At 66.1% G+C, this 23,338-nt stretch carries 26 protein-coding genes; 15 read left to right on the forward strand and 11 right to left on the reverse strand.

Annotation, left to right across the window (positions count from 1 at the left end):
* The 8 genes from ABFX36_RS13485 to ABFX36_RS13520 form a co-directional block, all read left to right on the forward strand.
* Positions 1 to 439, forward strand: a 439-nt coding sequence (locus ABFX36_RS13485) for a class I SAM-dependent methyltransferase (RefSeq protein ID WP_346076750.1), incomplete at its 5' end; no start/stop codon positions are given.
* A gap of 281 nt (positions 440 to 720) precedes the next feature.
* Positions 721 to 972 (forward strand): hypothetical protein, encoded by a 252-nt coding sequence (locus ABFX36_RS13490; RefSeq protein WP_006898160.1) that lies wholly within the window; start codon positions 721 to 723, stop codon positions 970 to 972.
* Positions 973 to 1,229: 257 nt separating this feature from the next.
* Positions 1,230 to 2,717: a multicopper oxidase family protein gene (locus ABFX36_RS13495; RefSeq protein WP_006898159.1), complete on the forward strand. Its 1,488-nt coding sequence runs from the start codon at positions 1,230 to 1,232 to the stop codon at positions 2,715 to 2,717.
* 142 nt (positions 2,718 to 2,859) lie between these two features.
* Complete coding sequence (locus ABFX36_RS13500) at positions 2,860 to 4,074, forward strand: L,D-transpeptidase (RefSeq protein ID WP_006898158.1); 1,215 nt, start codon at positions 2,860 to 2,862, stop codon at positions 4,072 to 4,074.
* A gap of 303 nt (positions 4,075 to 4,377) precedes the next feature.
* Entirely contained in the window at positions 4,378 to 5,301 is a 924-nt protein-coding gene (locus ABFX36_RS13505) for a M23 family metallopeptidase (RefSeq protein ID WP_006898157.1), read from the forward strand.
* A 366-nt stretch (positions 5,302 to 5,667) separates the two neighbouring features.
* Positions 5,668 to 6,096, forward strand: a complete 429-nt coding sequence (locus ABFX36_RS13510) for a hypothetical protein (RefSeq protein WP_006898155.1) — start codon at positions 5,668 to 5,670, stop codon at positions 6,094 to 6,096.
* Between the two features lie 49 nt (positions 6,097 to 6,145).
* Entirely contained in the window at positions 6,146 to 6,499 is a 354-nt protein-coding gene (locus tag ABFX36_RS13515; protein ID WP_006898154.1) for a BlaI/MecI/CopY family transcriptional regulator, read from the forward strand.
* Between the two features lie 4 nt (positions 6,500 to 6,503).
* Positions 6,504 to 7,442, forward strand: a complete 939-nt coding sequence (locus tag ABFX36_RS13520; protein WP_006898153.1) for a M56 family metallopeptidase — start codon at positions 6,504 to 6,506, stop codon at positions 7,440 to 7,442.
* A 110-nt stretch (positions 7,443 to 7,552) separates the two neighbouring features.
* Here the strand turns inward: ABFX36_RS13520 and ABFX36_RS13525 are convergent, their stop codons facing one another.
* From ABFX36_RS13525 to ABFX36_RS13535, 3 genes are all read right to left on the reverse strand, one after another.
* Positions 7,553 to 8,362, reverse strand: coding sequence for a cytochrome c biogenesis CcdA family protein (locus ABFX36_RS13525; RefSeq protein WP_045540370.1), 810 nt, complete (start codon positions 8,360 to 8,362; stop codon positions 7,553 to 7,555).
* The gene (locus ABFX36_RS13530; RefSeq protein WP_287001281.1) at positions 8,359 to 8,973 is read right to left on the reverse strand and encodes a TlpA family protein disulfide reductase; all 615 of its coding nucleotides are present in this window, start codon (positions 8,971 to 8,973) and stop codon (positions 8,359 to 8,361) included. Before ABFX36_RS13530 ends, ABFX36_RS13525 begins: the two co-directional genes overlap by 4 nt.
* A gap of 153 nt (positions 8,974 to 9,126) precedes the next feature.
* A complete protein-coding gene (locus ABFX36_RS13535; RefSeq protein WP_006898150.1) occupies positions 9,127 to 11,022 on the reverse strand; it encodes a heavy metal translocating P-type ATPase in 1,896 nt (631 codons plus the stop codon).
* 87 nt (positions 11,023 to 11,109) lie between these two features.
* Between ABFX36_RS13535 and ABFX36_RS13540 the strand changes: the two genes are divergently transcribed.
* Positions 11,110 to 11,436 carry a hypothetical protein gene (locus ABFX36_RS13540; RefSeq protein WP_231650302.1) on the forward strand — a complete coding sequence of 109 codons (327 nt, stop codon included), beginning with the start codon at positions 11,110 to 11,112 and terminating at the stop codon, positions 11,434 to 11,436.
* Positions 11,437 to 11,463: 27 nt separating this feature from the next.
* Here the strand turns inward: ABFX36_RS13540 and ABFX36_RS13545 are convergent, their stop codons facing one another.
* The 3 genes from ABFX36_RS13545 to ABFX36_RS13555 all read right to left on the reverse strand — a co-directional run bounded on the left by ABFX36_RS13545 (position 11,464) and on the right by ABFX36_RS13555 (position 12,972).
* Positions 11,464 to 12,048 carry a YdhK family protein gene (locus tag ABFX36_RS13545; protein ID WP_006898148.1) on the reverse strand — a complete coding sequence of 195 codons (585 nt, stop codon included), beginning with the start codon at positions 12,046 to 12,048 and terminating at the stop codon, positions 11,464 to 11,466.
* A 171-nt stretch (positions 12,049 to 12,219) separates the two neighbouring features.
* Positions 12,220 to 12,429 carry a heavy-metal-associated domain-containing protein gene (locus tag ABFX36_RS13550; protein ID WP_174302307.1) on the reverse strand — a complete coding sequence of 70 codons (210 nt, stop codon included), beginning with the start codon at positions 12,427 to 12,429 and terminating at the stop codon, positions 12,220 to 12,222.
* Positions 12,430 to 12,573: 144 nt separating this feature from the next.
* The gene (locus tag ABFX36_RS13555) at positions 12,574 to 12,972 is read right to left on the reverse strand and encodes an ArsR/SmtB family transcription factor (RefSeq protein WP_006898146.1); all 399 of its coding nucleotides are present in this window, start codon (positions 12,970 to 12,972) and stop codon (positions 12,574 to 12,576) included.
* Positions 12,973 to 13,068: 96 nt separating this feature from the next.
* Here ABFX36_RS13555 and ABFX36_RS13560 point away from each other — a divergent pair, with 96 nt between their 5' ends.
* Genes ABFX36_RS13560 through ABFX36_RS13570 form a run of 3 tightly spaced genes read left to right on the forward strand, consistent with a single transcriptional unit; the run spans position 13,069 to position 15,653 of the window.
* A complete protein-coding gene (locus ABFX36_RS13560; protein ID WP_039868140.1) occupies positions 13,069 to 15,033 on the forward strand; it encodes a heavy metal translocating P-type ATPase in 1,965 nt (654 codons plus the stop codon).
* Positions 15,034 to 15,086: 53 nt separating this feature from the next.
* The gene (locus tag ABFX36_RS13565; RefSeq protein ID WP_233500150.1) at positions 15,087 to 15,491 is read left to right on the forward strand and encodes a hypothetical protein; all 405 of its coding nucleotides are present in this window, start codon (positions 15,087 to 15,089) and stop codon (positions 15,489 to 15,491) included.
* Positions 15,492 to 15,653: a hypothetical protein gene (locus ABFX36_RS13570; RefSeq protein ID WP_156150509.1), complete on the forward strand. Its 162-nt coding sequence runs from the start codon at positions 15,492 to 15,494 to the stop codon at positions 15,651 to 15,653.
* Positions 15,654 to 15,772: 119 nt separating this feature from the next.
* Here the strand turns inward: ABFX36_RS13570 and ABFX36_RS13575 are convergent, their stop codons facing one another.
* The 5 genes from ABFX36_RS13575 to ABFX36_RS13595 are packed head-to-tail and all read right to left on the reverse strand — an operon-like array spanning position 15,773 to position 21,602.
* Positions 15,773 to 16,156: a hypothetical protein gene (locus tag ABFX36_RS13575; RefSeq protein ID WP_006898142.1), complete on the reverse strand. Its 384-nt coding sequence runs from the start codon at positions 16,154 to 16,156 to the stop codon at positions 15,773 to 15,775.
* Complete coding sequence (locus tag ABFX36_RS13580; RefSeq protein WP_006898141.1) at positions 16,153 to 18,399, reverse strand: tyrosine-type recombinase/integrase; 2,247 nt, start codon at positions 18,397 to 18,399, stop codon at positions 16,153 to 16,155. The genes ABFX36_RS13575 and ABFX36_RS13580 overlap by 4 nt, the downstream gene beginning before the upstream one ends.
* Complete coding sequence (locus tag ABFX36_RS13585) at positions 18,389 to 19,588, reverse strand: tyrosine-type recombinase/integrase (protein WP_006898140.1); 1,200 nt, start codon at positions 19,586 to 19,588, stop codon at positions 18,389 to 18,391. The genes ABFX36_RS13580 and ABFX36_RS13585 overlap by 11 nt, the downstream gene beginning before the upstream one ends.
* A 21-nt stretch (positions 19,589 to 19,609) precedes the next feature.
* Complete coding sequence (locus ABFX36_RS13590; RefSeq protein WP_006898139.1) at positions 19,610 to 20,833, reverse strand: XRE family transcriptional regulator; 1,224 nt, start codon at positions 20,831 to 20,833, stop codon at positions 19,610 to 19,612.
* Positions 20,834 to 20,891: 58 nt separating this feature from the next.
* Complete coding sequence (locus ABFX36_RS13595; protein ID WP_006898138.1) at positions 20,892 to 21,602, reverse strand: hypothetical protein; 711 nt, start codon at positions 21,600 to 21,602, stop codon at positions 20,892 to 20,894.
* Between the two features lie 172 nt (positions 21,603 to 21,774).
* Here ABFX36_RS13595 and ABFX36_RS13600 point away from each other — a divergent pair, with 172 nt between their 5' ends.
* The 3 genes from ABFX36_RS13600 to ABFX36_RS13610 are packed head-to-tail and all read left to right on the forward strand — an operon-like array spanning position 21,775 to position 23,305.
* On the forward strand, positions 21,775 to 21,945 hold the full coding sequence (locus ABFX36_RS13600; protein WP_006898137.1) for a hypothetical protein: 171 nt from the start codon (positions 21,775 to 21,777) through the stop codon (positions 21,943 to 21,945).
* Entirely contained in the window at positions 21,942 to 22,742 is an 801-nt protein-coding gene (locus ABFX36_RS13605; protein WP_006898136.1) for a type II secretion system F family protein, read from the forward strand. Before ABFX36_RS13600 ends, ABFX36_RS13605 begins: the two co-directional genes overlap by 4 nt.
* A complete protein-coding gene (locus ABFX36_RS13610; protein ID WP_346076759.1) occupies positions 22,739 to 23,305 on the forward strand; it encodes a type II secretion system F family protein in 567 nt (188 codons plus the stop codon). Before ABFX36_RS13605 ends, ABFX36_RS13610 begins: the two co-directional genes overlap by 4 nt.
* Positions 23,306 to 23,338: the final 33 nt, after the last annotated feature.

The raw sequence follows: 23,338 nt of genomic DNA on the forward strand, positions 1-23,338 counted from the left end.
TGTAGGGCAATCGGGCATGGTGCACGGATTCGAGATCTCCACAACGATGATCGACGGCGCACAGAGACGCTTCCGTCGCGAGGTCCAAACGCGGAGACTGTCACTGACTGCCGCGCCGATGGAGGCATTACCTGTTCCGGACGCTTCGATTGACGCGTTGATCAGCACAAATACGATCTACTTCATCGATGATGTGTTCGCCGCATTCAGTGAGCTCAATCGGATTCTCGCTGGCAACGGCTGCGCCGTTCTCGGCATCGCAGATCCGGATGCTTTGCGAGCGATGCCGTTCACGCAGTACGGGTTTCATGTCCGGGAGTTCGATGCGATTGTCGACGAACTCCAGCGAGCCGGCCTGCATGTCGAGGAGCGGATCCGCGCCGGCAGTGTCGACTTTCCCTACTGGTTACTCGTCGCACGCAAGTCGGGTGTCCGGTAGCGGTTTTCGATGGCTCCGCTGCCTGGGTGCGCCTGACCGCCTCACTGTGCGGTCCGGCTCGCCCCGCAGCTTCGGGTAGGCGACGTCGCTGAAGGAAACTCGTGGCGGACAACAGCATCAATGCTGTTCAGTCCAGGGCGGTGTGACGTGGGGAAGGCATCGTTGGGCCGTGACGACCGAATGCCTGAAGTTGTCGGCCTGTGCCCCGGTCGGTGCAGGCGAGACTCGGTCTGCCACGGTCGGCGGCGTACTGTTGGATCGACGGTGAATGAGGTGTAGCGATGATGTTCTCTAACGGCGGCCACATGGGCAGTTTCGGGCACGGTTGGATGCTGCTCGTACTGATCGCAGTCTGGGCGTTGATCGCCGTCGGAATCACTCTGGCGATCCGTTCGTCGATACGCGCCTCTTCAAAGCTGGACCCCGAGTCTGTCCTCGGCCAGCGTTTGGCGTGCGGGGAGATTTCGGACGTGGACTACACGCGGATGGTTCGGCTGATTCGCGACGACCCCCAGGGGCCTCCAAACTGGTGAGAGCCGACCAGTCGGCGCAGTGGTCAGGCCTGTGGGGCTGGTGATAGTTCCCGTTGAACGGTGAGCCAGGACATGCCGTTGTGCGTGCTCCAATGCTGGCGACGGTGAGGGGCCACATTCGTATCGTCAGCATCGGTTCAAGGTTTCCTCAAGATCGTCCGCGAGAGTCGCTACCCGGCGCGTCGGAGACGACTATGGGAGTGGACGTCCGCGATACATGCTCGCGGATTCAGCGCGGACCAGAAAGGCTGATCAGGATGGTTGAGGTTTCGAGGCGATCGGTGCTCATCGGAGGGTTGGCGGCGCTGGGGGTCGGGGTACTCGGCGCGTGCAGCCCGGACCGCCCTCAACGCCCTGAGTCGTCGCCGTTGCCGGGACCACCGTTGCAGGCGTCGCCGAAGCCGGGGCAGAAGGTGGTGGAGGCGTCTTTGACGGCCCGACCGGTGGCTGTCGACCTCGGTGCGGGCATTATCGCGAACACCTGGGCCTACGGCGACGAGGTTCCCGGGCGAGTGGTTCGCGCCACTGCGGGCGACTTCCTGCGAGTCAACGTCGACAACCAACTTCCTGCGCCGACGACCGTTCACTGGCACGGCATCCGACTTCGCAACGAAGCCGACGGAGTCCCAGACGTCACGCAGCAGGCGATCGCACCCGGAAACCGGTTCGTGTACGCCTTCACGGCCCCCGATGCTGGGACGCACTTCTTCCACCCCCACGTCGGGGCACAGCTCGATCGAGGTCTGTACGCGCCGATCATCATCGATGATCCGGCCGATGCGGGCGACTACGACGCGGAATGGATCGTCGTCCTCGACGACTGGACGGACGGGGTCGGGAAGAGCCCCGATCAGATTCTGGCCGACTTTCAGGCCGATTCCGGACCGTTGAAGTCGGGCATGGGCGGGATGGATCACTCGTCGATGCCGGGAATGAACCACGGCAATTCGTCGCTGGGTGACGCCGGAGACGTCGCCTACCCGCACTATCTCATCAACGGCAGGGTTCCGGAGGCGCCGACCGAGTTCCGCTGCCGACCGGGTCAACGAGTCCGGGTGCGACTGATCAACGCGGCATCGGACACGGTCTTCAAGGTCGCACTCGCCGACCACACGATGACGGTGACGCACAGTGACGGACATCGGGTCAACGACAAGCAGACCGGAGCCCTGTACGTCGCGATGGGTGAGCGCTACGACGTGACCATCACCGCCGGAGATGGCGTGTTCCCGCTTGTCGCGGCGGCCGAAGGCAAGAGTGGCCAAGCCTTGGCGCTCCTGCGGACAGCTTCGGGACAGGCCCCGCCGAGCACCATCCGCCCGCGCGAACTCGAGGGTCCAGTACTTCTTGGCGCCGATGACCTGGCCGCGGCGGAATCGGCACGATTGCCCGACCGCGATCCCGACACCACACTCAAAGTCACTTTGAACGGGCAGATGTCGCCGTTTGCCTGGGGGATCAACGGCAAGAAGTACGGCCAGGACACACCGCTGACTGTCCGGCCCGGCCAGCGGCTGCGAATGCAGATCACGAACTCGACGATGATGGTGCATCCGATGCACATCCACGGCCACACCTGGTCGCTGCCCGACCGATCGGGTTTGCGCAAGGATACGGTGCTGATCCGTCCGATGGGCCGCGTCAACGTCGACCTCGACGCCGACAACCCCGGCGCCTGGGCTCTGCACTGCCACAACATCTATCACATGGAGACGGGCATGATGACCACTCTCCGATACGCGTAGACGCACCAGCCCTGCGGCACCTAGACCGGTACATCGCGGGCCGACTGAGACACCTCGATCACCCCATCTACTAAGCTGCTTAGTAGATGGGGTGGTTTCGCCCCTCGCGGTCGCGTTCTGTGCACACGAGAGGTCGTATCCCATGGTCAAATTCCCTAGAGGCGGTACTGCCGCCTTCCTTCTTGCTGCCGTCCTGATCATCGCAGGGTGTTCGCAGCCATCCCGGGATCTGGTGGCCGATCCGTCGGTTGCGTCGGCCGCGCCGTCGATCGAGCTCACCCCCGACGACGGGGCGAGCGGAGTCGATCCCCTTGCCCCGGTCGTGGCCACTGTGCGCGGCGGCACCCTGGAGAACGTGACGCTCGTCAACGATGGGGGGCGGCCTGTCGTCGGCATCATGACACCGGACCGCTCCTCCTGGAAGGTCGGTGAACCGCTCGGTTATGGCCGGACGTACACCGTGACCGCCACGGCTCGCGGCGGCGGACAGCGCGCCTCGCGCACCGGGTCGTTCACCACGCTCACCCCCGACAATCAGGCCGGCGTCACCCTGCAGACGACCGGCGGCACGCCACTGTCGACCGGAGGGACCTACGGCGTCGGAATCGTCATCGTTGCTCACTTCGACGAGCCGATTGGTGACCGCGCCGCAGCCGAGCGGCGACTGTCGGTCCGCACCACGCCCGGAGTCGAGGGCTCCTGGTACTGGCTCGACGACCAGAACGCTCACTGGCGGCCGCGCGAGTACTACCGTCCTGGCACCGAGGTCACCGTTGAGGCGCGGATCTACGGCGCCGACCTCGGCGGCGGCCTCTACGGTCAAGAAGATGCCGAGGCGACTTTCACGATCGGTGACTCGCACGTAGCGATCGCCGACGATCGCACCAAGCAGGTCAAGGTGTACGAGAACGGCAACCTCGTCCGCACGATGCCGACCTCGATGGGGATGGGTGGCACTGAGGTCATCGGGGGCACCGAGATCAGCTTCTGGACTCAGCGTGGCATCTATACGGTGCTGGATAAGGCGAATCCGGTCGTCATGGACTCGTCCACCTACGGTCTGCCGATCAACTCCAGGCTCGGCTACAAGCAAACCATCGCCTACGCCACGAGGATCAGCACCGACGGTGTCTATCTGCATCAACTGGACGAGACCGTCTGGGCGCAAGGAAACACGAATCTCTCGCATGGCTGCCTCAACCTCAACGGCGCCAACGCCCGCTGGTTCTACCAGTTCTCGATCCCGGGCGACGTCGTCGAGGTCCGCAACACCGGCGGGGCGCCGCTGGAGCTCTGGCAGAACGGCGACTGGGGCGTGCCCTGGGAGCAATGGCGAGCAGGCAGTGCGCTGGCCTGATCAGAACTCCTGCGAGACGATCACGAATAGATCTCACTCCCGCAACGATCTACTAAGGCGCTTAGTAGATCATTGGGTCGACATCGACGGCGTTGCAGCCCGCGCTGACATCGACCTGTCGACCGCGCTGACCTCCATGTTCTGCGATTGAAGGCGGCCCGCACACGCATTGCCCATTCCGTCGAATGTCCGGTTTGGTGCTGGTGGTGCCAGTGGTGCGCAAGTGTCATAGTGGCGTCCATGACTAGAGATCCCCTCGTCGGACTCACCTCCTCGCCATCATCGGCAACGCTCGCACCTCGGGTGCGGCACTGGGTGGGCACCGCCCCTGTCGCTCTTGGTCTGGCCGCGGCGGTTGCGGCGGGGACGCTGAGTCCAGCGCCCGCCGTGGCTGAGACCGCCAACGGTGTTGACGGTCACGTCGTGGTCGAGCTGGCGGCCATCGTTAAAGACAGCGTGCGGGCCGTGGCCGGACCTGACGGACTGGTGAAGCTGCTGGCCCCGATGGCCACCGTGACCTCATGTCTGACCGTCTCTGCCGAGACCGACCCCGCCGCAGGCGATCGGGTCGGAGCTCTGGGGTGCTTCGCGGCCGCCGGGACTGCCTTCGGTGGGCAGGCGCCATTGATCCTCGACGCGGTCCCTGTGGGGCGCCTACTGGCGACACTCGCTGCCGCGGTCGCGCCGCACGACCCGTCGATTTCGCACGGGGGATCCTCCGATCACCTCGCCCCGGACGGCGCCCGCCCCGCTCCCGGGCAGACTGCGGCCACCCCCACCCCCGGCGGTGTCCTGACCTCCACGTTCGGTGACGGTCGCGGTCATCAGGGCATCGACATCGGCAACCGCCTGGGAGCGCCCATCCTGGCGGTCGAGGACGGCGAGGTCATCAACTCAGGGCCTGCGGAGGGGTTCGGCCTGTGGATCCGTATCCGTCACGCGGACGGTGCTGTCACGACCTACGGTCACAACGATCAGAATTCGGTCAACGTCGGCGACCGTGTGCGTATGAGTCAGCAGATCGGCACTGTCGGCAGCCGCGGGGTGTCGAGCGGGCCGCACGTGCACTTCGAGGTCGCCGACCCCGCCGGGACGGCGATCGATCCGCTGCCGTGGCTGCAGGCCCGCGGCGTCACCATCGCCACCGAGGCATCGCCGCCGCCGACTGCGACGCCTCCGGACGTGTCGGTGCTGGCTCGGGGGCAGGTGCGCGACCGCCGACACTGACCTACTATGTTGCTTAGTAGATGGAGGGGTTGGCAGTGACGCGAACAAGGGTCAGTCATCGACTCGCCGTGGCGGTCGGCGTTCTCGCAGCAGTCCTCAGCGGTGCAATGATCTTGGTCTATGCCGAGACCGTTGACTTGCGAGGGCGCCCGCATGCGCACCGCCTCGGCTGGCCGCCGACCTGGCATTGGGTGTGGGCGGCAATAGTAGCGGCGATCGTGGCGCTCGCCGCGCGAGCGCTGCTGCGGCGACTGGTATTCACCGCGCACGTTCGCCGTGATTCGACGACTGCCGACCCGGCGGACGAGACCGACTCGACTCGACGGGCCGAGACACAGATGCTGACCAAGACAAGAAGGAGTGGCCATGCTGCGTGAGTGGTCCCTGGTGCGCTGGGTGGTGGCAGCAGTCACGGCCATCGCGATCGGATTGGCCGTCGGTATTCCGTCCGGACTGATCGACACGCCGTGGTATTCACGCATGACGCCGACCCTGTGGTGGAACTACCCGATTTGGCTGGCGACCGCGGTGTTGGGCGGCCTGATCGCGGCCACCTACATTCAAGCCCGGACGGCGCCGCGGATGGAGAAGAAACTCTGGGCGACGGTCGGTTCGGCGTTGGCTGTCGGATGCCCGGTGTGCAACAAGGTGGTGGTCGCGGTCGTCGGTGTCAGTGGAGCATTGACCGTCTGGGCGCCGTTGCAGCCGATCCTGGCTGTGGTGTCCGTGGCATTGTTGGGTTGGGCCCTGCAGCGACGGCTGCAGGGCGAACGGCGATGCGCGGTCGCGGCCTGACTGCGCGGTTTGCCGCAGTCAGTGCAGTGGCGTGAGGGAAAGGTGTGCGATGCACGGTCTGGGCGAGCTGGAGGCACGCATCATGGAGGTCTTCTGGCGCGATGACGCGGACAAACGTGTCCGCGACGTGCTCGAAGGGCTGGACGCGGAGCGCGAACCCGCGTACACGACGGTGATGACGGTGATGGACAACCTGTACCAGAAGGGGTGGCTGGGACGCGACCGGCGCGGCCGGGCGTACTGGTATCACTCGCTCAAGTCGCGTGAGCAGACCGTCAGCGATGCCTTGCGTGCGGTGCTGGCCGACGCCGGCGACCCGTCTGGGGCGCTGCTGCATTTCGTGCGGCACGCCTCCGACCAGGAAAGCGCAGCAATCGCTCAGGGCCTGCGGGAACGGGACTGACGCGGTGGTCACGGCAGCACTGTTGGGCGTGAGTGCGCTGGCTGCGGCTCTGATCGGTGACCGGGTCCTCGACGTCCTGATCGCGCGTGATCGACTCACGGCCAGGACCCTGCTGCGGGTGTGGGCGGCGCTGACCGCTGGCGTGTTCGTCGCCGCTGCGAGCTCGGTGGCCATCGTCGCCATTCCCGGCCACGCGAGCGTCGTGGGTGGGGTGTTGCAGACCTGCCTGAACGGACTCGACAGTGCGGTCAGCCGCACCCTCGAGTTGGTCGCCGGGCCAGGCGTGTTCGCCCTCGTCCTGGCCGTGTCCGGGTGGCGGGCTGCGGCGTTCTGGCGGACCGCCCGTCGCCGTGACCTCGAGATCGGGGCGCACCACGCACTGCTCGCGCGGTTGCTGAACCCGACGGGCGCCCGGTCGCCACTGTGGCTGCCGACGAGCACACCCATGGCCTACAGCACGCCCGGACGGACCGAGGGCCTGATCGTGGCCAGCGAAGGGCTGCGGCAGCGACTGGACCCGGCGGCGTTGTCGGCGGTGATGGCTCACGAACAGGCGCACGTCCATGGTCACCATCATCTGTTCGTCCGCGTCGCCGACTGTCTCTCGCACGCGGTGCCCTGGCTACCACTGACTCGGCAGGCGAGTCCCATCGTGCGCGCCCTGGTCGAGTTCGACGCCGACGCACACGCCGCGCATGAGCACGGCGACGCTGCCGTCGTCCGCGCGATCACGCACGTTCACCCGACCGCGCCGGCGGGCGCTCTGGGGATCGCTCGTGACTGCGTCGATCTGCGGTTGCATCGATTGGGCCGTTCCGCCGCTCCCGGCACGCGACCGTCGCGTAGTTCGTCCTACGCTGCCCCGACAGCGGCCGCGATGTTCCCCATTCTGCTATTCCTCGCCGGTCTGGCCACCGTCTTCCTGGCTGCCTGCCCCGCCTGACCCTCCTGGGAACCGGCCGGTGCTCGCCCGGCCCGTCGCATCGATCGTGATCGAGAGTCCGCACGCCGACGCGCACCGTCAGGCCGGGGCCAGGCTCGTTGGGCGCCCGGTCACACGGGCAGGACGACGTCGTTGATCAGCGCCATTCGGACCCAGTCCACGAACACATTCCACAAGCCCGTCACCAACATCACGCCGACACCGACCAGCAGGACGCCCCCGACGATCTGAATGGTGCGGGCGTGGCGGCGGAGGAAGCCAAGGCTGCGGACGGCCCATGCCGATGAGAACGCCAGGACCACGAACGGGACACCGAGGCCGAAGCAGTACGCGACGACCATCAGCGCGCCGCGGAACGGCGCGTCGCCGTTCGTGCTGATCGCTAGCCCGATGACGGCACCGAGGGTGGCACTGCTGCACGGTATCCACCCGATGGCGAACACGGCCCCCAGCAGCGGCGCGCCGACCATACCGGTGCGGCGGTGAGGCGTCATGCGGCGTTCTCGCCGGAAGAACGGAACCACGCCGACGAATACCAAGCCCATCACGATGGTCACGACCCCGCCGACGCGTTGCATCACTGCCAGGCGGGCCTGATCGAGGAAGACCGAGGTCACACCGAACAGCGCCACCGTGGCCAGGACGTAGACGAGCGTGAAGCCCAGGACGAACAGCCCTGCCGCGGCAACCACCCGCCACCGGCCGGACTTGGGGCCCTCACCGACCTGGACGGCGGGAGCTTCGGCACCGACCAGCCCCGCCAGATACGACAGGTAGCCCGGCACCAGAGGCACCACGCACGGCGAGGCGAAAGAGATGATCCCGACCAGCGCCGCGACACCCAGGCCCAGCAGCAGCGGACCACTGGTGACCGTGGCCGCGAACGTCGTTCCCAGATCCGCCAGAAACCACTGATTCACTGCGGCGCCGCCTTCTCCTCGGCCACCGTCACAACGGCAGCACGCAATTCGGCCTCGGTGATCGCTCGAAGGAACAGCTTCGCTGGGCGGTGCTGGCGGTCGAGGATCAGAGTGGTCGGGACAACACCCACGGGGACTCCGAGTGCGGCAAGGGTGGCGCCGCCGTAGTCGAAGATCGACCGATAGGGCACCTTGCGGTCGGTGGTGAAATCCTGTGCGGTCGAGCGCGAATCACGAAAGTTGATCCCCACGAACTGCACCCCACGGGCGCGGGTGTCGCGGTAGACGTTCTCCAGTGCCTGAAACTCGGTACGGCACGGTGGGCACCACGAAGCCCACACGTTCACCACAACAACGTCACCGCGGTAATCGGCGAGCCGGACAGTTCCCCGGTCGAACAAGTCCTCACCCTCGACCGCGCCGATCGCACGCCGCATGGCGGGCGCGTAGTCGATGACCGTCTGACCGTCAGGGGAGACGAACTGATTGGCGCGCACCGCAGACACGGCATCAGTGCCGGTACCGCACGCGGTCAGCACCGTGGCACCGATGAGCATCGCGCCGACGAGCGCCTGCGCGCGTCGCCGACGGCCACGCGCGCAGTCCGGCATCCTCTCGTCGATCCGGTACCTGTCCTCGGAAATGTGTCCGGGTGCCACACAACCACCTCCATCTACTAAGGAGAGTAGTACTAACTTGCTTAGTAAATGGTGAGAGTGATCGATGCCCGGGTGCTGACGGTGGCCGGCGGCGGACTAACCCGGCTAGCGGTCCAAGACTGCGCGCGTCGTTGATCCTGGATGCAGGTCGAGTCTGCGCAGCAGTTGTGCGTTCAGGGCCACGACGATGGTCGACAACGACATGAGGATCGCGCCCACCGACATCGGCATGACAAATCCGATGGGTGCAAGCACTCCGGCCGCGAGCGGGACGGAGATCAGATTGTAACCGGCCGCCCACCACAGGTTCTGTTTCATCTTGCGGTACGCCGCTCGCGACAGTTCGATCACCGAGAGCACGGAGCGGGGATCGTCGCTGGCCAGGATGACACCGGCCGAGGCGATAGCGACATCAGTACCTGCGCCGATCGCCAGACCGATGTCGGCCTGGGCGAGCGCGGGAGCATCGTTCACCCCGTCTCCGACCATCGCCACCCTGCGACCTTCGGTCTGCAGTTCCTGCACCTTGGCGGCCTTGTCTTCGGGACGGACACCGGCGAAGACACGGTCGATGCCGAGTTCATGAGCAACGGCATTCGCGACAGCTTCAGCGTCACCGGTGATCATCACGACCTCGACGCCCTGCGCATGGAGCGCATCGACAGCCTCGCGTGACTCGCGGCGGATCTCGTCGGCGAGTTTCAATGCGCCGATCAGCCGCCGGTCTTGAATGACATGCAAGATGATCGCCCCGTCCGCACGCCAGCGATCAGCGACAGGCAGTTCGTTGAGGTGTTCTTCGGCGAGCAGGTGCGGGCCCCCGACCCGCACTGTCGTTCCCTCGATCGTCGCGGTGACCCCCACTGCGGGCGATGAGGAGAAATCGCTGCTGGTCGGGACTCTGAGGCTGTGGCGATCGGCGGCGCCGACGATCGCGCGTGCGAGGGGATGCTCGCTGTCGGACTCAGCGGCCGCCGCCAACGCCAGCAACTGATCCTCGTCGACGTCGTCGACGGCAAAGACATCCGTGACAGTGGGTTCGCCCCGGGTGAGCGTGCCGGTCTTGTCGAATAGGACGCTGTCGACCGTCCGCATGCTCTCCAACGCAAGTCGGTCTTTGACGAGTACGCCGCCCCGGGCCGCACGCTCGGTCGCAATCGAGACGACGAGCGGAATCGCTAGGCCCAGAGCGTGCGGGCACGCGATCACCAAGACGGTGATCGTGCGAACCACCGCATCATCGGGCAAGCCGATCGCCGTCCACACAATCGCGGTGATCGCCGCGGCTCCGAGGGCAAACCAGAACAGCCATCCGGCCGCGGTGTCGGCGAGTCGTTGAGCACGAGACGACGAGTTCTGAGCATCGGTGACAAGCCGTTGGATCCCGGCGAGAGTCGTCTCGTCGCCGGTGGCCGTGATCACGATTCGTAGTCCTGAATCGGAAGCGACCGTCCCCGCGGTCACGGTGTCGCCAACACTGCGGGTGACCGTCTGGGACTCACCGGTGACCATCGATTCGTCCATCGCCGCACGCCCCTCGACGATCCGGCCGTCGGCTGGGATGCCCCCGCCGGGGCGAATGACGACGGTGTCGCCGACCTCCAGATCGGCGGGGGCCACGGCCTCGATTTGCCCGTCTCGGACACGTTCTGCTTGGTCGGGCAGAAGCGCGGCCAGGGAGTCCAGGGCCGAGGTGGTCTGGGCCAGCGACCGCATCTCGATCCAGTGGCCCAGCAGCATGATGACGATCAGCAGCGCCAATTCCCACCAGAACTCCAGTTGATGACTGACAAGTCCCAGCGTCGCCGCCCAGGACGCGAAGAACGCCACCGTGATCGCCAGTGCGATCAGAAGCATCATCCCGGGTTTCCGCGTCCGCAGCTCGCTCAGAGCGCCGGCCAGGAACGGCCAGCCGCCCCAGAGGTACATCACGGTGCCGAGCGCGGGCGCGATCCATTCGGCCCAGCCGGGGACCGAGTAGCCGACCAACATCGCGAACATCGGCGAGAAGGCGATTACCGGAACCGCGATGATGAGGTTGATCCAGAACAGTCGGCGAAACTCCCCGACGTGGTCACCGTGCCCACCATGCCCCCCGTGCGCACCGTGGTGGTCCCGGTGCCCACTGTGGTCTCCGTGTCCACTGTCGTGGTCCAGGTGCCCGCTACGCCCGCTGGGGGTGCCATGCTCTCCGTGATGGTCGGCGTGGTCGTTGTGATCTCGACCGTGCTCGCCGTGTTCGTTGTGCCCGCTGTGCGGTGGGTCTGCGACAGCATTGTGGCTCTCAGGCACTGCCGCGTCATGGCGGTCGACGCCGTGTATGGGGGCGCCGCCGACGTCTCGGTGGTGGTGGTGCGCGTGGGGGTCAGTCATCCTGCTGCCTTCCTCATCGTCATTCCCCAGCTGGGTTGGTGACTGTTGAAGTCGTCACCACCCCCCGGCTCAAGACGTCGGTTGAATTTCGCTCTCGACGACCCACTTATGGTTGGTCATCTTCATGCCGTCCGCCTCGTAATCGACCATGTAGACGGTCTGGTCGGTGGAGCTGGCGATTGTTGCCTTCGCCCCCTTCATGCCCGTCATGTGATCGGCCTCGAGGGTGACTTCGGTGCCATCGGCCAGACGTCGATCTCCTGCGTTTTTGATCTCCTGTTGGACTACCCACTTGTGATCCTTGACCGGCTGGCCGCCGGTGGTCGGGGTGAAGTTCACCGAGTAGGTGTAGGTGTCGAAGGCGCCGACGATTGTGGCCCGCGCACCGTCCATGCCCGCCATGTGGTCTGCGGTCAGCATGACCTGGCTGCCGATCGGAAACTTGGGTGCTGAGACCGCCTTGATGCCGGCAGGTGCCGGTCCGCCGTCCATCGGGTGGTCCATCGGCGAATCGCTCATTGCTCCGGCACTGCTGGCCATGCTGCCACTGTCATGGCCTTGGTGGTCCTGGCTTTCGCCGGCACTGCAACCGGCCAGAACCAGTACTCCGACGAGTATTCCGGCCGAGACGGCCGTCATGAGAGGCTTGCGCATGTGGTCTCCTATCCACTCTGATCTCACCGAACGACGCACCGGTGTGGTGCATCGCCGTTTTCTCCGTTGTCGGCCGATTGCGCTTTGCTCGGCGGCCGCACAGGGCTGAAGGTGTAAAAGTGCGTTAACCCGCGAACGTCACGCCGACAGCAGGACGCGAGCTGGCGTCCATCAAATCCGCACTGCCGAATAGCCGGCCGCTGTGACTGCGTCGACCACCGCGGCCTCGTCGACGAGGCCGACGGCGGTGACCACGAGCCTGCCGGTCTGCGCGCTCACCTGAGCGTCCTGAACACCCTCTACGGCTGCGACTTCCTCGCGCACCGAGGCCTCGCAATGCCCGCACGTCATGCCTGTTACCTGATACTCGCTCGACGACATGTCTTCCCACCTCTCCAGTTGATACCCCATGGGGGTATGATGTTCCGATGACGATATACCTGCCGCCGGCCGTGATGCAAGAGTGCCGCCGCGCATCGCAGGTCAGGCGACCTGGCGAGAGCTGCCAGGTGTGGGGCGACTCGGTCAGTTGCGGTTGACTACGTCTGCACGTGACCGTTCGGGCGTCTCGGCGGTGTACTGATCAGTGAGACCGAGACGGAGGTGTTCGCTATGATAAACGGCCTCGTCAAGCAGTTGAGCGACGTGGGTGTCATAGAGGCTGTACACAATGCTGCGGCCGTTGCGTACCCCCGTGACCAGGCCCAGGTTCCGTAACAGTCGTAGTTGGTGCGAGACCGCGGACGGCTCCATCTGCACGGCCGCCGCAAGTTCTCCCACAGCCATGGCTCCGCCTTGAAGCTCGGATAAGATCCGCAGCCTGCTCGGAGTCGCCAAAGCCTGCAGGGTGGTGGCGACGCGGTCGGCGGTCGCCGCGTCGAGTGAGGTCGTTGTCTCGCCGCCACTGCCGATCCGGTGTCCCATGATCAACATCATACTTCGCACTACTCACATGAAGAGGTGTTCATATATTCTGATTTGGTGATTGATTCGAACCAGAGAGAGTGACCCGGGATGGACATGGCGACGACACAGGTCGACCAAAGCAGGGGTGCCGCGAGGCGTGGCTATGCCGGGGCGCGGACCCGTCCATGGGACCTTGCCGAGGTCCGATGGGCAGTGGCCGCATTGGTGTTGTTCGTGGCCGGGCTGGCCGCGCAGCTCGGCGGCACGGCGCCGGCAGTGTGGTGGACGCTATATCTGGCCTGCTATGTCGTCGGTGGGTGGGAGTCGGCGCTGTCCGGTCTGCAGGCGTTGCGCGAGAAGACTCTCGACGTCGACCTGCTGATGGTTGTGGCCGCGATCGGTGCTGCCGCGATCGGGCAGGTCACCGACGGTGCCCTGTTGATCGTCATCTTCGCGACTTCCGGCGCCTTGGAGGCCTGGGCGACGGCTCGCACCGAGGATTCGGTGCGCGGACTGCTCGACCTTGCGCCGAGTCGGGCCACGGTCCTTGGCGCCGGCGGGCACGAGCAGATCGTTGACGCCGCGGGGTTGGTCGTTGGCGACGTGATCCGGGTCCGCCCCGGTGAGCGTATCGCCGCCGACGGCACCGTCATCGACGGTGCCAGTGAAGTCGATCAGGCCACCATTACTGGGGAGCCGCTACCGGTGATCAAGCGGGTCGACGACGAGGTCTTCGCCGGTACGGTCAACGGCACCGGCGCACTGACAATCCGCGCTGACCGGCCTGCCGCCGACTCGGTCGTCGCGCGTATTGCGGCGATGGTCGCCGAAGCGTCGCAGACGAAGGCGCGAGCACAGCTGTTCATCGACAAGGTCGAACAGCGGTATTCGATCGGCATGGTGGCCTGCACGCTCCTGGTGTTCGCGATTCCGCTCGCGTTCGGTGCCGAACTGCAGCCGTCTTTGCTGCGAGCGATGACGTTCATGATCGTTGCGTCGCCGTGCGCGGTGGTCTTGGCGACCATGCCGCCGTTGCTGGCCGCCATCGCCAACGCAGGTCGCCGCGGCGTCCTTATCAAATCAGCGGTGGTCATGGAAAATCTGTCGACGATCGACACTGTCGCATTCGACAAGACGGGCACAATCACCTCCGGCCGTCCTGTCCTGGCCACCGTCGACCTCACCGGGCAGGGCCTCGACCTCGGCCACGGCATCGACACGGTCCTCAGCGTCGCCGCAGCCGTCGAGTCACTCAGTGAACACCCACTGGCGGCGGCCATCGTCTCAGCTGCCCATGAGCGAGGGCTATCGGTCCCGCCGGTGGAAGGCTTTGCCGCGCAGCCGGGGAGCGGTGTGACCGGCGTTGTTGGCGGGCACCAGATCGCGGTCGTGTCTCCACACACCTCGGACACCCCCGCGGCGGTCGAGGTCGCCGAACTCGTTGCTGCCGCCGAAACGCGAGGCGACACCGCGGTCATCGTCGTCGACAACGGGGCGGCTATCGCAGTGTTGGCTCTGGGCGACTCGCAACGCGTCGACGCGGCCGCCAGCGTGGTCGCTCTGACTGGCGATGGAGTGAGTACCGTCCTGTTGACCGGTGACAACGCAAAAGCCGCGGAACGCGTCGCGGCCGACGTGGGCATCGTTGACATCCATGCTGAATTGCTCCCGGAGGGCAAAACGGACGCCATTGCCGCCCTGCACGCTGGCGGTCGCACTGTCGCTATGGTCGGCGACGGGGTCAACGACGCGCCCGCGCTCGCTGCGGCCGAGGTTGGGATCGCGATGGGCGGCGCCGGTTCTGATCTGGCGTTGCAGGCTGCCGATGTCGTCGTCGTCCGTGATGATCTGACCGCAGTGCCCTCGGTCCTCGCTTTTGCTCGGCGGGCGCACCGTGTCGTCGTCGCCAACCTCATCATCGCGGCGACGTTCATTGCGGTACTGGTGCTCTGGGACCTGCTCGGCACGCTGCCTCTGCCACTCGGTGTCGCCGGCCACGAAGGGTCCACCATCATCGTCGGGCTCAATGGTCTGCGACTGCTCCGGCGTTCTGCGTGGCCACGAATGATTGGGCACTGATCAGCGGAGCCTCCGAAAAACGGCGGCGAATCAGGCGGCTTGTGTGTGCGACGATGACATCCATGGAATCGGTCCGGCCCTCGGTTGCCGCCGTCCACGATCGTGTGACAGTGCATCTGGACGCCCTCGACGACGCGACACTGGTCGACCAACTGCGCACGCTGCTCGGTGCGCGTTTGGTTGCGTATCTGGCCGGCGCGCCCAGCACCGCTGCGGTCAGCGACTACATCACACACGCGGCCGCAGTCCCGGACCACGTCCGAGCCCGTTTGAAGGTGGCCTACAGCGTGGCGGCCCTGCAACACCAGCTCGGCGCTACCCCATCGTTGATCCAAGCCTGGTTCCAAGGACGCAATCCGCGCCTGGATGATCGAGCACCGGCACAGGTCATCGCCGACGATCCCGGCCGCTTCCGAGGCACGCTCATCGCGGCCGCCGTAACTCTGGTGGGTGGCTAGGTGGACACTGACGCCGCGTTTGCGGCCTCCTGGCGGATCGGCAGTCGAATCAATGCCGTTGCTCAGGCCGAGATCCTCGTCGACTCCGTGGTGGGACCGCCACAGCACATTCGGCGACGACTGGATGCCGTCATTGACGACCTCCTCGATCCTGCTGACTAGGCTGGCGAACAGACGAATCAGCCGATGGCCCTACGGTTGGGCGCGATGTGCGCAATGACGTTCTCGAACCGTGGGACGGGACGTGCGCCGGTTACCCGAGAATCGTCGGCGGTCTGTCGTCACTCGTCCGCCGTGTCTAGCCGGCCGTAGAGTTTGGCGATCAGCACGTCCTTGGCGCGAAGTTCTGCGCGGAGGCGACGGAGTTCGGCATCGTTGGCCGTTAACTGAGCGCGAAGCGCCGACACGATGGAGCTGTCGGTGGCTGCAGCCTCGGGTGGCGGGGCGATGGTGGTGTGGGCGCGGATCTTCTCCCGCAGGTCCGGATGGTTGTAAATCGTCTTGCGGGTGACGCCGGCACGTACAGCGACGGCGTTGATGTTGATTGTGGCCCCCGATCTCCGCATGGCGGTGAGGGCCTTCTCAATCCGAGTCCGGACGTCGGCGGAGCGCTGCTGTGCGTGGGCGTTGAGCGCGGCGATCGCCTGATCAGTCGGTGGCGTCATACCCCATTACCTCGGTTCTCAGCTTTCCCTAGTGCGATCTCGTGCAGCCCTCGAGTCTGGATCTGCAGCAGCGGTCGCCGATCGGAGGTGCCGGCCCCGGCCACCGCAGAATCGCGATCGGCCGATGCCTGGTCCTCTTCGGCAGCGAGTCGGGCGATGATGGCATCGAGCGAGGCGATCTCGCGGAGACGTTCGTGGACCCAGACATTCTCGTCGGAAAGTTGCCGACCCGTGCGCTCGTGGTATTGGCGGCGCCGCACCTGGAGAAGCGACTCGGTACGGGTGCGCTGGTCGGCGAGTTCGTCGAGGTGTGTGCGGTCGGTGGCGAAGTGACCGCAGGTCAGGCAGGCGTTGCCTTTGTCGCAGGTCTGCAAGGGCGGCAGCAGACAGACGCCGTTCGGGAGGACGCGGTCGGTGCGTTGGGACAGTTGGGTCATGTCGTAGACGTCGGTGGGGCTGATGCCCAGGTCGGCGCCGTGGGCGCCGATCTTCTTGTGCTTGAGGAACTCCGCTTCCGCAGTGGCTGCGAGGGTGGCCGCGTATCGCAGGGTCATCTCGGGTGAGGCGTGTCCGAGGTAGCGCTGCACGACGTGGATGGGGACGCCGTCATTGAGGAGCTCGGTCGCCCGGGTGTGCCGGAGCCGGTGGGTTTGGGTGAACCTCAGAGGGTTTCCGGCGCTGTCGGTGAGTCCGTGGACTCGGTCGAGTTTGGCCAGTGCGGATCGGTAGGAGGCATACGGGCGGGGGCGTTGCCCCTGAAATTGGTGCCGGACCCCGAGAAACAGGTACTTCGGGGTCAGGTCCGGGTAGTGGTCTCGGTTGTACTGTTGTTGTTCGGCGATGATGTTCACCACGGCCTGCTCAACCAGGATCGTCGGGATGACGCCGTCGACCTTGGTCTGCTGGTACCGGAGTTTGGCGACGAACGCATCGGGGTCGTTACTGTCTACGGGACGTTCGATGCCAGGGATCGCCTCCAGGGGTTCGTGGTCGAGCATCAGGATCTCCGAGGCTCGGCGGCCGGTCAGGGCTTGAAGCAGCCAGATGCGGGCGGTCTGCGGGTCACCGAGGCCGGCAACGACCGATAGGGTTCGGTCGGGGTGGGTGATCGACACCGGGAATCCGCGGTCGGCGGACAGGACGTCGAGGTAGCACAGCATCTGCTGCAGTTCGCTGGTGCTGTACCAGGTCAACTCCCGAACGCGGGAGGAGTGCCGAGTCCGGAACGCCGGCCCCCACAGCCGGGTGTGCGCGGCCGAGACCGCCAGCCAGCGACGATCGCCGGTCGCCGCCGCGGCTTCGGGGGCGTGGTCGGCCATGAACGTGTAGAACACCTGCGTCTGGCTGCGGGCCTCGTCGACGGCCGACGCCGACAACAATCGCCCAGGCCGGGCACAGGCCTGCGGTGAGTGCAGGTAGCCGGAGAAGTCGGTGAACACCTGACGCAATACTGCGGGGTCGGTGCTGATCACTGGATCGTCGATGCCCTGAGCCTGCAGGAACGGCCCGAGAAGGCGGGACAGGGTGCGGGCCCGCTCCACCGCCGACGACCACCGCAGCAGTTCGGTGCTCAGCGCGGTCCGCAACCAGAAGCGGACACCGTCGCGGAGCCAGCGCGGTTCGAGGGTGTCCAAGCGTAGCGCTTTGTCGTGGGCCGGTTCGTGCTCGCGTTGCGGGATCCGCCGATCGGCTCGCAGATCCCAGATGTCGTGCTCCCACCACGGCTTGGTGCCGCAGCGGACACTGACGTGCAGGTGCATCTGCTCGATGAAGTTGGTGATGTTGCGGCGCGAGTTCGCCGACGCCAGGCGGGCATTGCGCTGCTCGAACCCCACCAGCGCCGACCGGGTCAGGTCCGCGACACCCAGGTCGGTCACCGACGTCGGTGGATCACCGTGGACTCGTTGATAGTCGGCGACGGCCGCGGTCAACGTCAGGGAGAACCAGCGCAGCAGGGACGGTTCGATCTTGCGGAGTCCGTCGGCACCGCACAGCCACACCCACCACGCCAGCTCTTGCTGCAAGCGCAGCGGAACCGACTGCGGGGTGAAGTCGTGCCCGTCCGGGTTCCGCAGGTACCGCCGATTGAGCAGAAACACGCGATCGGCGGGCGCCTGGTCGATGCGGTACCGCAGCTGCCGCCATTGATCGGGGACCCGCGCCCACTGCGCCTCCCACAAAGAGTCCCCGGAGGGATCTGCGGCGTCGGCAGGTATCAGCCGCGGGGTGTGGTCAGGTGTCATGGATTCCCCTCCAGCCCGCGACGTAGTTCTTCCACTGCGACAGGGACCGCATCTGCGCGTCTTCGGTCACCCATCCGTAGGTCGAGAGAGTGGTCTGCACATCCTGGTGGCCCAGGCGCCGCATCACCACGTGCGGCGGAGTCCCGTTGAGGAGCAACGCGGTCGCATGCGTATGACGCAGCCAGTGCGGCGACCAGTCGGCCGGCACTGTGTCGGGATGGTGGCGCCGCACCTGGTCGACCCGGGCGTACACGGTCTCCACCCGCATCGGCGCGAACTGCTGCCCGCGAACGAGATTGACGAACACGAAATGTGAATCCAGGTTCTCCACGAGCACGTCAGCGCACATCTGCACGAGCATCCACACGTACTCGGTGTAGAGCGCGGCCAAGTCGTCACCGATGTAGATGCGGCGAGCCCCGGTTTTGGCGCGCAGGCCGTGAGGATGATCATCGCGGCCGACGATGTCGATGGATGGGGTGACGCCGCCAGTGATGTGGAAGTCACTGTGCCGCAACGATAACGTTTCACCCAGGCGCATGCCGGTCTCGGCCAGGACCGCCATCATGAGTCGGTCGCGGAGTCCGACAGGGCCGCCGGTCCAGCCGGTGTCGGTCTGGACCGCACAGTCGTCGAGGATCGCGACCACCTGCGCTGGATCCAGGACCGGCGTCGCAGACTGGTTCGGCAGCCGAGTCCGGTACAACGGCCGCCGGTGATCGCGGTGCGGGCCGACACCGTCGAGGAAGCCCTTGTAGGGGCTCGCCCAGCGTTGGGTCCGGCGGGCACTGTAGAGCCGCTCATACGGTTCGATCAGGTGATGAGCATCGGCGTGGAAGGTGTACAGCGCCAGCACAGCAGCACTGTAGGTGGCGACCGAGGATTCGGCGAGCCACCTCTCCCGCTCGGACAGTCGCGTCACGCCGGGCAGGTCCCCGTACCGCAGGTAGGTCAGGAAGTCGCCGAACCGGGACACCGGAAACTGGTCCCACTCGTCGCCGACATGCTCAAGCAAAGTCCACCAGTATCCCAGGCCACGGGCGTAGCCGCGGACGGTATTAGGTGAGCGGTCCTGATCGCGCAGAAACCGCAGGAACTCGTGCGCAGGCAGAACGGGTAGACCGGTGTCGTCGACGACGGTGTAGGAGTCGGGCCGGTCAGGGAATCTCATTCGCTGTGCTCGGGCCATCACCGCCACCTCCGCCGACGATCACGCTTGCCGCGAACGGTGAGCGCCGGCGAAGTCGACCTCGACAACCGCGCCGCGGCGGCCGGTGACCGACGGCGCGGCCGCTGACGCCGGCGTTGCTACAGCCTTCTGAGCCGGCCCTCGCTGGCCGACCATCAACTCGCCGATCACATCGACCGGCAGGATCAATCGGCGTGCGGCCAGAGCCTGCACAGATTTGGTGCCGTACACCGCTTCGACCCACCTGCTCATCAGGCGAGGACGCTCGGGAAGCCGATCGTCCCAGCCCGGTTCGGTGCGGCCCCAGGTGAACCCGGTATCAGGATTCACCCGCGTATACAACTGCTTGCGCAGCGTCTCGTAACGATGCTCGTCCATGGCGCCGGACTCGTAGAAGTGGCGCAGCAATGCGCCGAGCGAGATGCCCCACTTCATCTTCACCGGAAGGAGATTCACCAACGACGGTGCACTACGCAACGATGCCGACGCATGCGCGTACGGCGCCAGGAACTCCGAAGCGAATCGCGAGGCCTCTTGCTCGCGTTCGTCGGTCATCTCACCGGCATTGCGATGGAGCATCAGGTGCCCGAGCTCGTGTGCGAGCGTCCACCGCGTCCGTTCCCACGAGTCCAACTCCCGCGACGCGACCAGAGGCCGTTCCCGGAATTCTCCGATCCACACCGAGCACCCGAGATGCTTCTCCAGACGTCCGCGTGAATTGCCTTCCAGGCCTTGGGATCCGAATCGTTCACTCCGCATCATCACCGGGATCCCACTTCGTTCCATCAGATGAGTCAGGTCCGCAATCGGCGCATCCGGTCCGACATTGAGCATCTCCCTGGCCGCCGCGGCCGCAGCGACAGGATCCAACGTCGGTCTGGGCTCAATCAGTAAGGGCGGCAACTTCTGCGCAGCATGCAACTGGAGCAGGAAGTCACCTGACAACGCCATCACCTGCGCCATCCGATTTTTCTCGGCAGCGGTCATCGCCTTCGGCGCCCGGAACGACAGATCCGACGGCTCGACCCGCGACACCGGTGCGGTGGTGAAGAACTCCGCAGGAAACCGCAGAACCTCACTCAAATGATCGACGTCCTGGACGGCCAACTCGACGGTCTCCGCGCGCTCCATCCGCGTCAACCGCGCACCAGACCAGCCCATCTTCGCGAGTACTTCTTTGGCGGTCATCCGTCGGAGCAGTCTCGCTTGCCGGACCCTGAGTCCGTACACCTCACATGTGGTCATAACGTCCCCGATTCAAACACTCGCCGACTGACGGTAGCGACCGGGTCTGACAATTCCGCTAGGCCGGCGAAGGACCGTCGCCCTCCTGAGCCTTGCCCAGCAGGTCGCCGAAGTCGTCGTCGTTCTCGGCGACGACCTGACGAGGCTGCACTTGCCGCGGGAGTGGAGTCGACGCCAAAATCGCCACCGTCGACGATGAATCGATCCCGACCACCGCCGCCAGAAAAACCTCGGCCACCTGCACCGAGTCCGGCGTGAACGAGTAGAGCACGAACCATTCCACTGGGCCCGAGGGAATCTGCTGCTCCGGATCGGGAACAGGGAACGGAAGCACCCAGTCGGCCTCCGCCGGGCCGGAGTCCCGCTCGTCGGGAGTCACCGGAACCGGGCCGGTGCGCACGATTAGACGCTCGCCCTGCTCCGGGATGACCGACGCCGGCATCTTCCGGACCCGGATGCTGGTCCCTCGCTGGTCCTCGAGCAGTGCTGACATCCCCTGCCCGTAACGCATCGCGAACACGCCAGGCTTCGGCGGAGAATCTGGATTCCTGAAACCCACAGTGCGAAGCAACAGCATCCCGCGCACGTCCGTGCAGTGGATCATTCCGTGTAGGTCCGACACGGTCCCGCCGTGCTCGGTCACCACAGGTTCCCAGAGGTCGGCAACCGCCTGAACGGCGTCGGCCAGGTCGCGCCGCAACACCACGAACTCGCCGTTGAACTGCTCGACCAGCTGGTCGCACTTGGCCTGGAGTTGGCTGAGGTTCATGCATGAAGAATTTCATATCCGTTCCTACATATCAATAGGTTCACCGATGAAAGTTTTCGCATCTGAATACTCGGTTGATACCTAATAGTATACATGTAGATAACAATAAATGCAAAGGTCAAGGGCATATTTATAACTCATCTTGTCTTGCTACTACAGATAATTGGTGCAGGTGATCTTCGGAATGGCCAGGACCGCGGGCGGTCGACGGTCGATGACCGAGATCGGAGTGGTGGAACGGGATCGAGCCGGGCTGGTCCGGGTGGTGCCCGCGTGGCGGGCCGGAACCGGTTTCACCGACCGTCGGGAGACTCTCGTGCGGCTCATCGGGAGTCGGTCGTGACCGTGATTCCGCTGCTCCTCGCGGCAGCGGCCGCCGTCTTGCTGTGGCCGGCGCCGCAGGCTCACCGCAGACTCGAGGAACTCTGCGGTCGTGCCGATCGGGGCTCGCGCCGGCGGACCGACCCCTGGCTGACGGTCTGGGCGCTGCCCGCGGGCGCGCTGATCGTGTTCGGCGTCGCACCCGGTGTCGCCGGGGCACTGGTGGCCGGTGCGATTACCCGGCAGCGGAGGCAGACGCGACGGGACGCTGCGCGAGATCGCGACATGGGCGAGCTGATCGCCGCGCTCGGAGTGATGGGAGCCGAACTGTCGGTCGGTGCCCCTGTGGTCCAGGCGTGTCGCGCCGCAGCGTCCGACCTGCTGCAGTCCGGCTCGTCCGGACCGGTCGCGGACGAACTGGCCCGGATGGCGGCCCGGGCCGAACTCGGCGGCGATCCGGGACCACCCCCGTCAACCGCGTCGAACCCGGTCCGGCGTCTGGCGCAGGCATGGGCCATGTCGCTCGAGTTCGGGCTGCCCATCGGTGAGGTGCTCGCCGCGCTGCGGTCGGATCTCCTGTCGAGGCAGGACTTCGCCGCGCGGACCAGAGCCGGGCTCGCGGGGCCACGAGCCACCGCGGCGGTTCTCGCAGGTCTGCCGATGCTCGGACTGGTACTCGGACAGGCGATGGGAGCCGATCCGGCTCGAGTGCTGCTGGGCACGGGGACGGGCGGTGTTCTGCTGGTGATCGGCACGCTGCTGGCGGTCGCCGGACTCGCATGGGCCGGGCGGATCACGAATAGGGCGGTGGCGCCGTGAGTGCGGCGCTGGTGCTTCTGGCGGCGGCATTGCTCGCGTGGCCACCGCCCGGGTGGGTGCTCGCCCGGGTCCGGGAGTCCGAGCAGACCGGTGCGGGGGACGAGGCCGGAGGATCGCCGGATCCCTTCGACATCGCAGCGGGCTACGACACGCTGGCGGTGTGCCTCCGGTCCGGACTGCCGCTGGCGACCGCGGCGGCGGTCGCGGCCCGGACGTCGCCGCCGGTGCTGGGCAGGTCGCTCACCAGAGCCGCGGAACTCCTGGCGCTCGGCTCCGATCCGGACCAGGCCTGGGCAGCCGCAGAGTCCGACAGCCCGGAGTTCGCGGAACTCGCGGCGCTGATCAGGAGGGCATCGCGAGCGGGTTCGGCGGTGGCCGACGTGGTTTCGGGATTCGCCGACGGCACACGGCGGCGTGCGGAGAACGCCGCTCTCGAAGCGGCCGAACGTGCGGGAGTCAAGGTCAGCGGACCGCTGGGGCTGTGCTTCCTTCCCGCGTTCGTATGTCTGGGCATCGCGCCGGTGGTGATCGGCCTGGCGTCGGGACTCCTCGCGGGCGTGTGACGGAGGCGTGCGCCGGCGCCGGGCGTCCCGGGT

Origin of the sequence: Gordonia cholesterolivorans (assembly GCF_039531975.1) — a bacterium.
Lineage (GTDB): Bacteria > Actinomycetota > Actinomycetes > Mycobacteriales > Mycobacteriaceae > Gordonia > Gordonia sihwensis.

Excerpts from the sequence above, each read along its gene's own strand:
- ABFX36_RS13490 (WP_006898160.1), top strand. The coding sequence starts at position 721 with ATGATGTTCTCTAACGGCGGCCACATGGGCAGTTTCGGGCACGGTTGG.
- ABFX36_RS13495 (WP_006898159.1), top strand. The coding sequence starts at position 1,230 with ATGGTTGAGGTTTCGAGGCGATCGGTGCTCATCGGAGGGTTGGCGGCG.
- ABFX36_RS13500 (WP_006898158.1), top strand. The coding sequence starts at position 2,860 with ATGGTCAAATTCCCTAGAGGCGGTACTGCCGCCTTCCTTCTTGCTGCC.
- ABFX36_RS13510 (WP_006898155.1), top strand. The coding sequence starts at position 5,668 with ATGCTGCGTGAGTGGTCCCTGGTGCGCTGGGTGGTGGCAGCAGTCACG.
- ABFX36_RS13515 (WP_006898154.1), top strand. The coding sequence starts at position 6,146 with ATGCACGGTCTGGGCGAGCTGGAGGCACGCATCATGGAGGTCTTCTGG.
- ABFX36_RS13530 (WP_287001281.1), bottom strand. The coding sequence starts at position 8,973 with ATGCCGGACTGCGCGCGTGGCCGTCGGCGACGCGCGCAGGCGCTCGTC.
- ABFX36_RS13535 (WP_006898150.1), bottom strand. The coding sequence starts at position 11,022 with ATGTTCGCGATGTTGGTCGGCTACTCGGTCCCCGGCTGGGCCGAATGG.
- ABFX36_RS13540 (WP_231650302.1), top strand. The coding sequence starts at position 11,110 with ATGCCCCCCGTGCGCACCGTGGTGGTCCCGGTGCCCACTGTGGTCTCC.
- ABFX36_RS13545 (WP_006898148.1), bottom strand. The coding sequence starts at position 12,048 with ATGCGCAAGCCTCTCATGACGGCCGTCTCGGCCGGAATACTCGTCGGA.
- ABFX36_RS13550 (WP_174302307.1), bottom strand. The coding sequence starts at position 12,429 with ATGTCGTCGAGCGAGTATCAGGTAACAGGCATGACGTGCGGGCATTGC.
- ABFX36_RS13555 (WP_006898146.1), bottom strand. The coding sequence starts at position 12,972 with ATGGGACACCGGATCGGCAGTGGCGGCGAGACAACGACCTCACTCGAC.
- ABFX36_RS13560 (WP_039868140.1), top strand. The coding sequence starts at position 13,069 with ATGGCGACGACACAGGTCGACCAAAGCAGGGGTGCCGCGAGGCGTGGC.
- ABFX36_RS13565 (WP_233500150.1), top strand. The coding sequence starts at position 15,087 with ATGACATCCATGGAATCGGTCCGGCCCTCGGTTGCCGCCGTCCACGAT.
- ABFX36_RS13575 (WP_006898142.1), bottom strand. The coding sequence starts at position 16,156 with ATGACGCCACCGACTGATCAGGCGATCGCCGCGCTCAACGCCCACGCA.
- ABFX36_RS13580 (WP_006898141.1), bottom strand. The coding sequence starts at position 18,399 with ATGACACCTGACCACACCCCGCGGCTGATACCTGCCGACGCCGCAGAT.
- ABFX36_RS13585 (WP_006898140.1), bottom strand. The coding sequence starts at position 19,588 with ATGGCCCGAGCACAGCGAATGAGATTCCCTGACCGGCCCGACTCCTAC.
- ABFX36_RS13590 (WP_006898139.1), bottom strand. The coding sequence starts at position 20,833 with ATGACCACATGTGAGGTGTACGGACTCAGGGTCCGGCAAGCGAGACTG.
- ABFX36_RS13595 (WP_006898138.1), bottom strand. The coding sequence starts at position 21,602 with ATGAACCTCAGCCAACTCCAGGCCAAGTGCGACCAGCTGGTCGAGCAG.